The organism is Streptomyces atroolivaceus (genome assembly GCF_000717025.1).
GTDB classification, from domain to species: Bacteria; Actinomycetota; Actinomycetes; order Streptomycetales; family Streptomycetaceae; genus Streptomyces; species Streptomyces atroolivaceus.
Genome location: NZ_JNXG01000022.1, coordinates 31,962 through 43,402, shown reverse-complemented (window position 1 = coordinate 43,402; position 11,441 = coordinate 31,962). Strand labels below are relative to the sequence as shown.

The following is an 11,441-nucleotide window of genomic DNA, read 5'->3' as shown; positions in this document are numbered from 1 at the left end:
TCCATGCACAGCGACACGACGCTCCTCGGACGCGCCGGCCTGCCGGTCACCGACCTGACTCCGGTACTCGCCGGGGAGCCCTGCCCGCTCCTGTTCGCCACGGTGTCCGGCGCCCACCTGTACGGCTTCCCCTCGCGGGACTCGGACGTGGACCTGCGGGGGGTCCACGTCCTGCCCGCGGAGGACCTGGTCGGCCTCCGGACACCGGAGGAGACACGGTCGCGGATGTGGGACCAGGACGGGGTCGAGATGGACCTCGTCACCCATGATCTCCGCAAGTTCGTCCGGCTCATGCTGAAACCCAACGGCTACGTGCTGGAACAGCTGCTGTCCCCGCTGGTGGTGCACACCACGGCGCTCCATGCCGAACTCGTCGCGCTGGCCCCGGCAGTGCTGACCCGCAACCACGCCCACCACTACCGGGGGTTCGCCGGCACGCAGTGGAGGCTGTTCGAGAGGACCGGCGAGCTGAAGCCGCTCCTCTACACCTTCCGCGCGCTGCTCACCGGCATCCATCTGATGCGCACCGGCATGCTGGTGGCGCATCTGCCGACCCTGCTGGGCGAGGTGGACGCGCCTGCCTGCCTGCCCGCGCTGATCGAGGCCAAGGCGGACGCCGAGCACGGGCCGGCGCACATGGCCGACGTGGCGGCCGCCGCGCGTGACGTCGAGGCGCTGCACGCCGTGCTCGACGAGGCGCAGGCCGCGTCACGGCTCGCCGAGGCGCCTTCGGGCTTCGACGCCCTGCACGATCTCGTCGTCCGGGCGCGGCTGGGCGCGGCCGGACGGTCCTGACGCCCCCAGCGGATCTATCCGCCCGCCGACGCCCGCCGGGCCCTGACCAGGAACGCCTCCACGCGTTCCCGGTCGGGCTCCGGCGGGAGCGGGGACCGGGAGGCCGCCTCGTCGTTCTCCTCGGCCAGGCGCGTCATCCGGCGTTCCACCTCGGCCCACGGGACCTCGCCCCGCTTCACCGCCAGCAGCTCCTCGCGCGCGTCCCCCACCTCGATCCGCAGCTCACCCGTCCTCAGCAGGTCCCGGCAGGACACCAGCAGCCGCAGCAGGTGCATGGCGTGCTTCCAGCGCGGAGCGCCGTGCACACGGACATCGGCCTCCAGCTTCCGCCGCTGGCCCAGCGCATAGCGTACGAACGTCCCGTGTGCCTGCCGGGACAGGAAGGCCCCGCGCAGGGCGACGAGCTCCCGGCCCGTGGCGTCGATCCGCTCCACGAGGGGGCTGTGCAGGCACTCCAGCACATTGGGGTTCGCCCGCAGTGCCAGCTCGCAGAAGCGCTCCAGCTCCCACGAGAACTGCTCGTCCGCCGGGCCCTCGACATGGGCGGGCGGCTTCGTGAAGCCCCAGAACAGAGGCGTGGGCGCCTGGAACACCCCGCGCCGGTCCGTGTCGCTGTCGTCGGTGGCCAGCCCGAAGGCGCGGGAGCCCATCACACAGGAGTAGACGGTGTGCTCGCGCACGAGCCGCGTGCCTTCAGGGGTGATCATGCGCGCGAGGGTACGCGCTCTACGCGAGCCGGATGCTGTCGCCTTCGACGGTGATCCTCTCGGCGGGCAGCGGGCGCGTCGCGGGACCCTGCTCGACCGCCCCGTCCCCGATGCCGAAACGACTGCCGTGACACGCGCAGTCGATGGTGCCGTCGGCGACCGAGGAGACGATGCAGCCCGCGTGGGTACACACCGCGGAGAAGGCCTTGAACTCGCCGGCGGCCGGCTGGGTCACCACGATCTTGCGGTCCTTGAAGATCGTGCCGCCGCCTGCCGGGATGTCCGAGGTCCTGGTCAGCTCCGCGTCCCCCGGCGCCGGCGGGGAGCTCTCCTCGCCCCCGCCCCCCTCGGACGAGCCGCAGCCGGCCGCGAGTGCCGCGGCCCCCGCGGTCAGGACCGTCCTTCGCCGTGCGTTCATGGCTCTCCTCACTGGGTGGTCGGTGCATCCGGCCGATGACTGGCATGGTGGCCCCGCCGGGCGCCGGGAAGGCGCAACCCGGCGGTGCGTGCGCCCGACCGGGTGCGCCCGGAGGACCGTGCACGCCGTCGCGTCTCACGGACAGAGCACCGTGACCGGCGCCGCCGCCGCACCTCTAGGCTGAAAGGGCACACAGCACGAGGCGACGAGGGGTACGACGTGGCGGTACGAGCAGTCCGAGGAGCCGTCCAGCTGGAGCGGGACGAAGCCGGTCACATGGACGAGCGGGTGAGCGAACTCCTCACCGCGGTCCTGGAGCGCAACCAGCTCGTCGCCGACGACCTGATCAGCGTCTGGTTCACCGCCACCCCCGACCTGCACAGCGACTTCCCGGCGGCCGCCGCCCGCGGCCTCGGTATCGTCGACGTCCCGCTGATCTGCGCCCAGGAGCTCGACATCGCCGGGGCCATGCCGCGCGTGGTCCGCGTCCTCGCGCACGTGGAGACGTATCTCTCCAAGTCCGAGATCAGCCACGTCTACCTCGGCGCCACCGGCGCCCTCCGCAAGGACATCGCCCAGTGAGAACAGCCCTCGTCATCGGAACCGGCCTGGTCGGCACCTCCGCGGCCCTCGCACTCGCGGGGCGCGGCGTCCAGGTGCACCTCGTCGACCGCGACCCCGCCTCGGCGCAGACCGCGGCAGCCCTGGGGGCCGGCACGGACGAGGCGCCCGAGGGCCCCGTCGACCTGGCGGTCGTCGCGGTACCGCCCGCCCACACCGCCGCCGTGCTCGCCTCGGCGATGCGCGACGGGGCCGCCCGTGCCTACCTCGACGTCGCCAGCGTCAAGGGCGGCCCGCGCCGCGAGCTCGAAGCGCTGGGCGTCGACCTCACGCCGTACATCGGTACGCACCCCATGGCGGGCAAGGAGCGTTCCGGGCCCCTCGCGGGCACCGCCGACCTGTTCGAGGGCCGCCCCTGGGTCCTCACGCCCACCCGGGAGACCGACACCGAGGTCCTCAACCTGGCCCTGGAACTGGTCGCGCTCTGCCGGGCCGTCCCGGTCGTCATGGACGCCGACGCCCACGACCGTGCCGTAGCCCTCGTCTCCCACACCCCGCAGCTGATCTCCTCGATGGTCGCCGCCCGGCTGGAGGAGGCCGACGAGACCGCCGTACGCCTGTGCGGTCAGGGGATCAGGGACGTCACCCGCATCGCGGCCTCCGACCCCCGGATGTGGGTGGAGATCCTCTCCGCCAACCCGGGTCCCGTCGCCGACGTGCTGGCGGGCGTCGCCGCCGACCTGGACGAGACGGTCAGGGCGCTGCGGGGTCTGCAGTCCGCCGACGAGGACAAGCGCCGCACGGGAACCGAAGGCATCGAGGACGTCCTGCGCCGCGGCAACGCCGGCCGGGTCAGGGTCCCCGGCAAGCACGGGGCCGCCCCGGCCTCGTACGAGATCGTCGCCGTGCTCATCAGCGACCGGCCGGGGGAGCTGGCGGCGATCTTCGCCGACGCGGGGCGGGCCGGCGTCAACATCGAGGACGTACGCATCGAGCACGCCACCGGCCAGCAGGCCGGACTGGTCCAGCTGATGGTCGAGCCGAGCGCCGCACCCGCACTGGGCGCGGCCCTCGGCGAACGCGGCTGGTCGATCCGTCCGTAGCGGGCGCGGGACGGGGCCCGGAGACGGGGTACGGAGCCGCTTCGCGCACTCGGTAACCTTGTGGGGTGGGCGCCCCGGTCTGCCCTGTCCCGCTCCACCCACCCCCGTGTACCAGGAAGGTGTCCACCACCGTGGAAACCGTAAGCGCCGCCGCCCGGACCGCCCCGGCCGCAGTGATCGTCGCCATCGACGGCCCCTCCGGCACAGGCAAGTCGAGCACCTCCAAGGCCGTCGCCGCCCAGCTCGGCCTCAGCTACCTGGACACCGGCGCCCAGTACCGGGCCATCACGTGGTGGATGCTGAACAACGGCATCGACGTGCAGAACCCCGCCGAGATCGCCACGGCCGCCAGCAAGCCGGTCATCGTCTCCGGCACGGACCCGTCCGCCCCGACGATCACCGTCGACGGCGAGGACGCCTCGGGCCCGATCCGTAGCCAGGAGGTCACCTCCAAGGTCAGCGCCGTCAGCGCAGTGCCCGAGGTGCGCGCCCTCATCACCGAGCTGCAGCGCTCGATCGCCAGGGAGGCGGAGCGGGGAATCGTCGTCGAGGGCCGTGACATCGGCACCACCGTGCTGCCCGACGCCGACATCAAGATCTTCCTGACCGCCTCCCCGGAGGCGCGTGCCGCCCGCCGCAGTGGTGAGCTCAAGGGCTCGGACCTCGCCGCCACCAGGGAGGCCCTGGTCAAGCGGGACGCGGCCGACTCCGGCCGCAAGACCTCGCCGCTGGCCAAGGCCGCCGACGCCGTCGAGGTGGACACCACCGACCTGACCCTCGCGCAGGTCATCGAGTGCGTCGTCACCCTCGTCGGGGAGAAGCAGGCCGCGAAGTGACCGAAGCCACCGCCGCGCCGACGCCGCGCGGAGCGGCCGTCGGGCGCGGGATCGGCATCGGGCTCATGTACGGCCTGTTCAGGCCCCGGGTGCTCGGCGCGTGGCGCGTCCCCACCGCGGGACCCGTCATACTCGCGGTGAACCACGCGCACAATATCGACGGACCGATGCTGATGGGCACCGCGCCACGGCCCGTCCACTTCCTGATCAAGAAAGAGGCGTTCGTCGGCCCCCTCGACCCGTTCCTTCGCGGAATCGGGCAGGTCAAGGTGGACCGTACGACCGTCGACCGCAACGCCATCACGCGGGCACTCGGCGTGCTGGACGACGGCGGGGTCCTCGGGATCTTCCCCGAGGGCACCAGGGGCGAAGGAGACTTCGCCTCCCTGCGTGCGGGGCTCGCGTACTTCGCGGTGCGCGGCGGGGCGCCGATCGTTCCCGTCGCGGTCCTGGGAAGCACGGAGCGCCGTGGACGGTTGATATCGGCACTGCCTCCGCTGCGCAGCCGGGTCGACGTCGTCTTCGGCGACGCCTTCCAGGCCGGCGACGGCAGTGGGCGGCGGACCAGGAAAGCGCTGGACGAGGCGACGCTGCGCATCCAGGGTGAACTGACCGCTCACCTGGAGAACGCCAGGCGTCTCACCGGACGCCTGTGACACTTGAGTAGTGGGCCGCGCGATCGTGGCCCATCGATGATGATGCAAAGAGGAACGGACTTCATGAACGACCAGATTCACTCCGGCGGCTCGGACCACGAGCACGGAGCACTTGGCGATGCCGAGTACGCGGAGTTCATGGAGCTCGCCGCGCAGGAGGGGTTCGACCCCGAGGACGTCGAGGGCGCGATCGGTGAGGCCGGTCACGGCCCGCTTCCGGTGCTCGCCGTCGTCGGCCGCCCGAACGTGGGCAAGTCGACCCTGGTGAACCGCATTCTCGGCCGCCGCGAGGCCGTCGTCCAGGACAAGCCGGGCGTCACCCGCGACCGGGTCACCTACGAGGCCGAATGGGCCGGCCGCCGCTTCAAGCTGGTCGACACCGGCGGCTGGGAGCAGGACGTGCTGGGCCTCGACGCCTCCGTCGCCGCCCAGGCCGAGTACGCGATCTCGACCGCCGACGCGGTCGTCTTCGTGGTGGACGCCACCGTCGGTGCGACCGACACCGACGAGGCCGTCGTCAAGCTGCTGCGCCGGGCCAAGAAGCCCGTCGTCCTCTGTGCCAACAAGGTCGACGGACAGAGCGGCGAGGCGGACGCCACCGCGCTCTGGTCGCTCGGTCTCGGCCAGCCCCACCCGGTCTCCTCCCTGCACGGCCGCGGCACCGGCGACATGCTCGACGCCGTGCTGGAAGCGCTGCCCGAGGCCCCGGCCCAGACGTTCGGCAACGCGCTCGGAGGCCCGCGCCGCATCGCGCTCATCGGCCGTCCGAACGTCGGCAAGTCCTCGCTGCTGAACAAGGTCGCCAACGAGGACCGCGTCGTCGTCAACGAGCTCGCCGGCACCACCCGTGACCCGGTCGACGAGCTGATCGAGCTCGGCGGCATCACCTGGAAGTTCATCGACACGGCCGGCATCCGCCGGAAGGTCCACCTCCAGGAGGGCGCGGACTACTACGCCTCGCTGCGTACCGCGGCCGCCGTGGAGAAGGCCGAGGTCGCCGTCATCCTGATCGACTCCAGCGAGTCGATCAGCGTCCAGGACCAGCGCATCGTCACCATGGCCGTGGAAGCCGGCCGTGCGATCGTGATCGCCTTCAACAAGTGGGACACCCTCGACGAGGAGCGCCGCTACTACCTGGAGCGCGAGATCGACACGGAGCTCGCGCAGGTCGCCTGGGCTCCGCGGGTCAACGTGTCCGCTGTGACCGGCCGCCACATGGAGAAGCTGGTCCCGGCGATCGAGACCGCGATCGAGGGCTGGGAGACCCGTGTTCCCACCGGGCGGCTGAACGCCTTCCTCGGTGAGATCGTCGCCTCCCACCCGCACCCCGTGCGCGGCGGCAAGCAGCCCCGCATCCTCTTCGGCACCCAGGCGGGCATCAAGCCGCCTCGGTTCGTGCTCTTCGCCTCCGGCTTCCTGGAGCACGGCTACCGACGCTTCGTCGAGCGCCGTCTGCGCGAGGAGTTCGGCTTCGAGGGCACGCCGCTGCACATCTCGGTGCGGGTGCGCGAGAAGCGCGGCCGCAAGAAGTGAGCCGGCGATACGGCGAAGCCCCGGACCACCCGCACGGAGCGGGTGGTCCGGGGCTTCGCCGTATTCCTCAGGAGTCCGTGGATCCGGGCGGCAGCGCCGCGGGCCGGGCGCGCCCGGCGTGCCGTCCGACCCGCTGCCAGGAACCGGGATTGCCGCCGGCCGCGCTGTGGCTTCCCTGGGCGTTCGCCGCCGTACGGCCGCTCAGCGGTGCACGGCTGCCGAACATCCCGATGCCGAACGTCTTGAACCCCATGTTCTCCTCGCCGGTGCGGTCCCCGGGAAGCGCCCTGAACGATCGCCTGTACTCGGAGTACAGCGCGTCGTAGATCGGGGTGGCGGACCTGCCGCCCGAGGGATCCTGCGACGGGCGCATGGCCGGAATCGGGGTCTGCTGCTGGCGAGGAGGGTCGTATGAGTGCACGTAGGTGCCAACGACCTCACCGCCTGTCGGATGCGGGCCGGACGGAGAAAACGCTGTCCGGCGGGCGGCGAAGGGCGGCACGGACACGGTCAGGTCCCGGCGAGCGGCATCGTCGCTGCGACCAGGAGACCGTTGACGGCGGCCTTGTCCAGCGCGTCACGGAGCAGGTCCTCGCGCGGCTGCTGGCCGATGGAACCGGCGGGCGCGGCGAAGACCAGCACGCTCTGCGACTTGTTGGCGGCCGTCCGCCAGCCCTCGGTGACCTGGAGCGGCTGATGGGCCTGCCACCAGGCGACCGGGCTGCCACCGCCGGCGCCCGGCTGGAGCACGGCGTGCAGCTGGCCCATGGCGAGGAGTACCGACCAGCCGGGGAGGACGCCGGGCAGCCGGTTCAGGTGGGGCGCGGGGAGGAAACCCTGCTCCAGCAGGAGCTGGAGGAACTGGTCGCCGCCGCTGCCGTCCGTGCCGGGCCTGGCGATCGGCCCGGTCGGTTCGACGACCAGGGCCGGGCGGAGGTCGTCCTCGATCAGGACGAGACCGCTGGTGATGCCGAGCACGGCCTGTTCGGGCATGAGGCCCTCCGAATTCTGTGGCTCGCTACCGGTGATGGACCGCACGGCGCCCTGGAGCTGGTCCTCCGCGACCTGGACGACCTGCGAGGGGATGCAGGTGGCATGGGCGAAGGCGAGCACGGCGGTCTCGTCGCCCACGAACAGCACCGTGCTGGTGCGTTCCTGGTCGGAGTCGCCGGGGGTGCGGCACGAGGTGCAGTCGTAACTGCCTGGGGCACTGTCGCCGACGAGCAGCCGGTCGGCTTCGGCATCGCCGATCTCGGCGCGTACGTCCTCGCTGACGTCGAGCATGCGCGGCACGGGTGGCTCCTCGAACTCGGTGCGTGAGCCGGGCGGTTCCCGGCTCATGAAGAGACAACGGAAGACCCGGGGCCGGAGTCACGCGCGAATACGGAGATTGAGCGCCTGAACCGGCAGGCCGATGGACAAGGAGATCGCGCAGGTGATCCGGAGTCGTCCATTCCGCGAAAGGCCCCCGGATGCGCGGGTGTTCGTTCGAAACGTCACGGCCGTGTGCGACTCCTGTGCGAATGCTGTGGCTGATCCTGACGCCGCGTAAGGTCCGATGCAGACCAGTCGAACAGGGGAAACGACTACGTAATGCACATTTCATTCCTGCTCCACAACGCGTACGGCATCGGGGGAACGATCCGTACCACTTTCACGCTCGCCACGACCCTGGCGGAGCAGCACGACGTCGAGATCGTCTCCGTCTTCCGGCACCGCGACGACCCGAAGCTCGGCGCACCCGCCGGGGTCCGGATGAGCCATCTCGTCGACCTCCGCAAGTCGAGCTCCGGGTACGAGGGGGAGGCCGCCGACCACGCCCGGCCCGCAGCGGTGTTCCCGCGTGGCGACACGAGGCACGGGCAGTACAGCCGGCTCACCGACAGCCGCATCGCGGCCCATCTCGGCGCGCTCGAGGCCGACGTCGTCGTCGGCACGCGCCCCGGCCTCAACGTGCACATCACCCGGCAGGCCCGGCGCGGCCCGGTGCGCATCGGCCAGGAGCACCTCACCCTGGAGAGCCACGGCTACCGGCTCCGCCGGGAGCTGAGCCACCGGTACGGGCTGCTCGACGCCGTCACGACCGTCACGGAGGCCGACGCCCGGGACTACCGCACCAGGCTGCGGCTGCCCGGTGTACGGATCGAGGCCATCCCGAACAGCGTGCCCGAGCCCGCGGGGCCGCCGGCCGACTGCGACGCCAAGTGGATCGTGGCGGCCGGGCGGCTGCACCGGGTCAAACGCTACGACGTACTGGTCCGGGCCTTCGCCGAGGTCGCGGCGGTGCGCCCGGAGTGGAGGCTGCGGATCTACGGCGCCGGTGACGCGTCGGGCAACGAGCAGCAGCCCCTGCGCGGGCTCGTCGACGAGCTCGGACTCCGGGAGCGGGTGTTCCTCATGGGTTCCGTCGACCCGATGGAGGACGAGTGGCCCAAGCACTCCGTCGCCGCCGTCACCTCCGAGCGGGAGTCGTTCGGCATGACCATCGTGGAGGCGATGCGCTGCGGGGTGCCGGTGGTGGCGACCGACTGCCCCCACGGGCCCGCCGAGATCATCGACGACGGCACGGACGGGCGGCTGGTGCCACCGGGGGACACCGGCGCGTTCGCGAAGGCCCTGCTCGGGCTCATCGACGACGACGCCACGCGGCACCGGATGGGCCGTGCGGCGCGGGTCTCCGCCGCGCGGTTCGATCCGGCGCCGATCGCGGAGCGGCACGTGAAGCTGTTCACCGAACTGGCGGCGCGGGGTGGGGAGAGGAGATCGCAGGGCGCGCTGCGCGGTGTGATCCACCGTTCCCGGGGCGGCGTTCTGGACGGGGCGTACGCGCTGCGCTGCAAGGCCGCAGAGGTGATCCGCAGAGGGCGGAGCTGAGGCGGGGCGCCCGGACGAGCAGTCCGGGCGCCGCATCCCGGACGGTTGCATTCCGGATGGGGCGCGGCCCCGGGGACGCCGCCTGCCGGGCCCCGGCAGGCGGCGGGTGGGGGAAAGTAAGGCCGGCGTAAGCGTGAGTGAATTCCAGGTGGCGTGCTCGTATATTCTCTTTTTCGGCGGACTCGGAAAAGAGGCCGGTCACGGCCTCTGTTCTCCCGCCATTTACTTCCTGCAGCCCCCGGAGGAGCTTTTCGCGGCGGCGTGCAATTACGGTCACTCGCTGTACGACTGGCCGTTCGGGTGAAGTGGCCGGGCGTAAACGCCTGTGGGGATCCTGTGACACAAGCGTGACCGCCGGGGTGCGCGAGGATGCGCGGAGGCCGGCAGGGCCACTGCTTCCGCCAGGGCGCGAGGCGGCCTACGGTGAGGGGTATGGCACCTGTACCGACCCCTCCCGCCCAGCCGGACGACACCCCCGAGTCCTACGTGGGCCTCGACGCCGAAGCCGCCGAACGGCAGGCCAGAGCGCGGGGCTGGAGCACGGTCCGGGCCCTTGCGCCGGGCACCGTCATCACCATGGAGTTCCGCGGCGGGCGCATCAACTTCGAGGTGGACGCCTCGACCGTGACCCGCTGCTGGGTCGGCTGAACCCGGCCCCGACGAGTGAAGGCCCCGACCGGAGTCGGGGCCTTCGCCGTGCCCGGCGGCGGGGACGCACGCCGTCCTCGCAGGTCAGGAGCGACCGGTCAGGGAGCGGCAGCAGGGGCGAGACCGGGTCAGGGTGCGACCGGACCGCCCGTCACCGGGCGGGAGGGACCCGCGCTGCTCCGCGGCGAGCGGTCGGAGTGCGGCGGACGGCGTGAGCCGGCCGGGGCCGGCGGCGTCCGTTCCGGACGGACGGGGTGCGCCGGGTGCGCGCGCGCCCTGGCCGCCGCACCCGGATGACCCGCTGTCCCGGACGCCGGCCCCCGGCCCGCGGCCTCATGGGCGCTCTCGGAGCCGCCGCCCAGCGCCTGCGGCAGCAGGACCGGCTCCGGTGTCACGGGAGCGGCCGGAACGGACTCGCGGAGCCTGCGGCGGTCCCGCCACTGCTCGCGCACCGAGAGGATCCAGACCTCCGTGCGGGTGATCAGCGGCTCGAACCAGGGCAGGGCCAGCAGGATCAGCAGGCCGGCCGCCCAGCCCAGCAGTACGTCGCTGAGCCAGTGGGTGCCGATGTAGACGGTGGTGAGGCCCACGCCCAGGGAGACGAACGCCGACAGGGCCGACAGGTAGCGCCTGGCGCGTGGCGTGGTGGCCAGGTAGGCGAGGATTCCCCAGGTCACGACGGCGTTGGCGGTGTGTCCCGAAGGAAATATATCGCCGCCGGCGTAGAGCTCCGCCGAGCCGATCTGAGTGGCGTAGTGCGGGCCGAGCCGTCCGAGGCCGAGCTTGACCGCGCCCACCGACAGATTGAGCAGCAGCAGGGAGGTGCCCAGGGTGAGCAGCGGACGCAGCGTGTGCTGGCGCCAGGAGCGCCAGCCGAGCCAGGAGGCGACCATCACGGCTGTGGGGCCACGCTGGCCGAGCACGACGTAGTAGTCGAGGAAGGCGTGCAGTTCCGGCCACTGCTGATAGGGCCGGAACAGCATGACCTTCCAGTCGAGAGCCACCAGCCAGGACGAGACGAGCACGGCAACGACGATGGCGAGATAGAACGCCAAAGTCCCGCCGAAGAGAGCGATGCGGTGACGGCTCATCCGCGGGGTCTCTATCTTCGGCGGTTCCGGCTCCCGGTCCAGACGGGCAAAGATGTCGGTACGCACGCAATGGACGTTACAGCGAGTGAGTGTGTGATCCGGCCGATCCCGCGTCTTTGTGATGACGATGTGATGTGGACTTTGTCTCAGTCCGGTATCCATTACCGGTGCCGCGGGGAATCGCATTGGTGGCGCCCGCTATTCGCCGGTGATGTTATT

13 protein-coding genes are annotated in these 11,441 nt (G+C 71.7%); 8 read left to right on the top strand and 5 right to left on the bottom strand.

All coding sequences use genetic code 11. The features are described from left to right. Nucleotides 1-3: 3 nt before the first annotated feature. Nucleotides 4-795 carry a nucleotidyltransferase domain-containing protein gene (locus OO67_RS32695; protein WP_033305443.1) on the top strand — a complete coding sequence of 264 codons (792 nt, stop codon included), beginning with the start codon at nucleotides 4-6 and terminating at the stop codon, nucleotides 793-795. Nucleotides 796-809: 14 nt separating this feature from the next. Here OO67_RS32695 and OO67_RS32690 read toward each other — a convergent pair whose 3' ends face one another. Both OO67_RS32690 and OO67_RS32685 read right to left on the bottom strand, forming a co-directional pair. Next, entirely contained in the window at nucleotides 810-1,502 is a 693-nt protein-coding gene (locus OO67_RS32690) for a nucleotidyltransferase domain-containing protein (protein WP_033305442.1), read from the bottom strand. A 19-nt stretch (nucleotides 1,503-1,521) separates the two neighbouring features. Next, nucleotides 1,522-1,920 (bottom strand): Rieske (2Fe-2S) protein, encoded by a 399-nt coding sequence (locus tag OO67_RS32685; RefSeq protein ID WP_033305441.1) that lies wholly within the window; start codon nucleotides 1,918-1,920, stop codon nucleotides 1,522-1,524. A gap of 219 nt (nucleotides 1,921-2,139) precedes the next feature. Between OO67_RS32685 and aroH the strand changes: the two genes are divergently transcribed. From aroH to der, 5 genes are all read left to right on the top strand, one after another. After that, nucleotides 2,140-2,502, top strand: a complete 363-nt coding sequence (gene aroH, locus OO67_RS32680; protein ID WP_033305440.1) for a chorismate mutase — start codon at nucleotides 2,140-2,142, stop codon at nucleotides 2,500-2,502. After that, the gene (locus tag OO67_RS32675; protein WP_033305439.1) at nucleotides 2,499-3,584 is read left to right on the top strand and encodes a prephenate dehydrogenase; all 1,086 of its coding nucleotides are present in this window, start codon (nucleotides 2,499-2,501) and stop codon (nucleotides 3,582-3,584) included. Before aroH ends, OO67_RS32675 begins: the two co-directional genes overlap by 4 nt. A gap of 119 nt (nucleotides 3,585-3,703) precedes the next feature. Next, nucleotides 3,704-4,420: a (d)CMP kinase gene (gene cmk, locus OO67_RS32670; protein ID WP_033305438.1), complete on the top strand. Its 717-nt coding sequence runs from the start codon at nucleotides 3,704-3,706 to the stop codon at nucleotides 4,418-4,420. Then, on the top strand, nucleotides 4,417-5,076 hold the full coding sequence (locus OO67_RS32665; protein ID WP_033305437.1) for a lysophospholipid acyltransferase family protein: 660 nt from the start codon (nucleotides 4,417-4,419) through the stop codon (nucleotides 5,074-5,076). The genes cmk and OO67_RS32665 overlap by 4 nt, the downstream gene beginning before the upstream one ends. Nucleotides 5,077-5,139: 63 nt before the next feature. After that, complete coding sequence (gene der, locus OO67_RS32660) at nucleotides 5,140-6,609, top strand: ribosome biogenesis GTPase Der (protein WP_033305436.1); 1,470 nt, start codon at nucleotides 5,140-5,142, stop codon at nucleotides 6,607-6,609. 67 nt (nucleotides 6,610-6,676) lie between these two features. Here der and OO67_RS32655 read toward each other — a convergent pair whose 3' ends face one another. Next, nucleotides 6,677-6,982 carry a hypothetical protein gene (locus OO67_RS32655; protein ID WP_033305435.1) on the bottom strand — a complete coding sequence of 102 codons (306 nt, stop codon included), beginning with the start codon at nucleotides 6,980-6,982 and terminating at the stop codon, nucleotides 6,677-6,679. A gap of 137 nt (nucleotides 6,983-7,119) precedes the next feature. Further along, on the bottom strand, nucleotides 7,120-7,902 hold the full coding sequence (locus tag OO67_RS32650; protein WP_033305434.1) for a hypothetical protein: 783 nt from the start codon (nucleotides 7,900-7,902) through the stop codon (nucleotides 7,120-7,122). Nucleotides 7,903-8,202: 300 nt separating this feature from the next. On the opposite strand from OO67_RS32650, the gene OO67_RS32645 reads away from it, so the two are divergent. Together OO67_RS32645 and OO67_RS32640 are read left to right on the top strand one after the other, a co-directional pair. Continuing rightward, nucleotides 8,203-9,483, top strand: coding sequence for a glycosyltransferase (locus tag OO67_RS32645; protein WP_033305433.1), 1,281 nt, complete (start codon nucleotides 8,203-8,205; stop codon nucleotides 9,481-9,483). Nucleotides 9,484-9,915: 432 nt separating this feature from the next. Continuing rightward, nucleotides 9,916-10,131, top strand: coding sequence for an I78 family peptidase inhibitor (locus tag OO67_RS32640; RefSeq protein ID WP_033305432.1), 216 nt, complete (start codon nucleotides 9,916-9,918; stop codon nucleotides 10,129-10,131). Nucleotides 10,132-10,259: 128 nt separating this feature from the next. On the opposite strand, the gene OO67_RS32635 is transcribed toward OO67_RS32640, so the two are convergent. Further along, nucleotides 10,260-11,288, bottom strand: coding sequence for a phosphatase PAP2 family protein (locus OO67_RS32635; RefSeq protein WP_033305431.1), 1,029 nt, complete (start codon nucleotides 11,286-11,288; stop codon nucleotides 10,260-10,262). Nucleotides 11,289-11,441 lie beyond the last annotated feature (153 nt).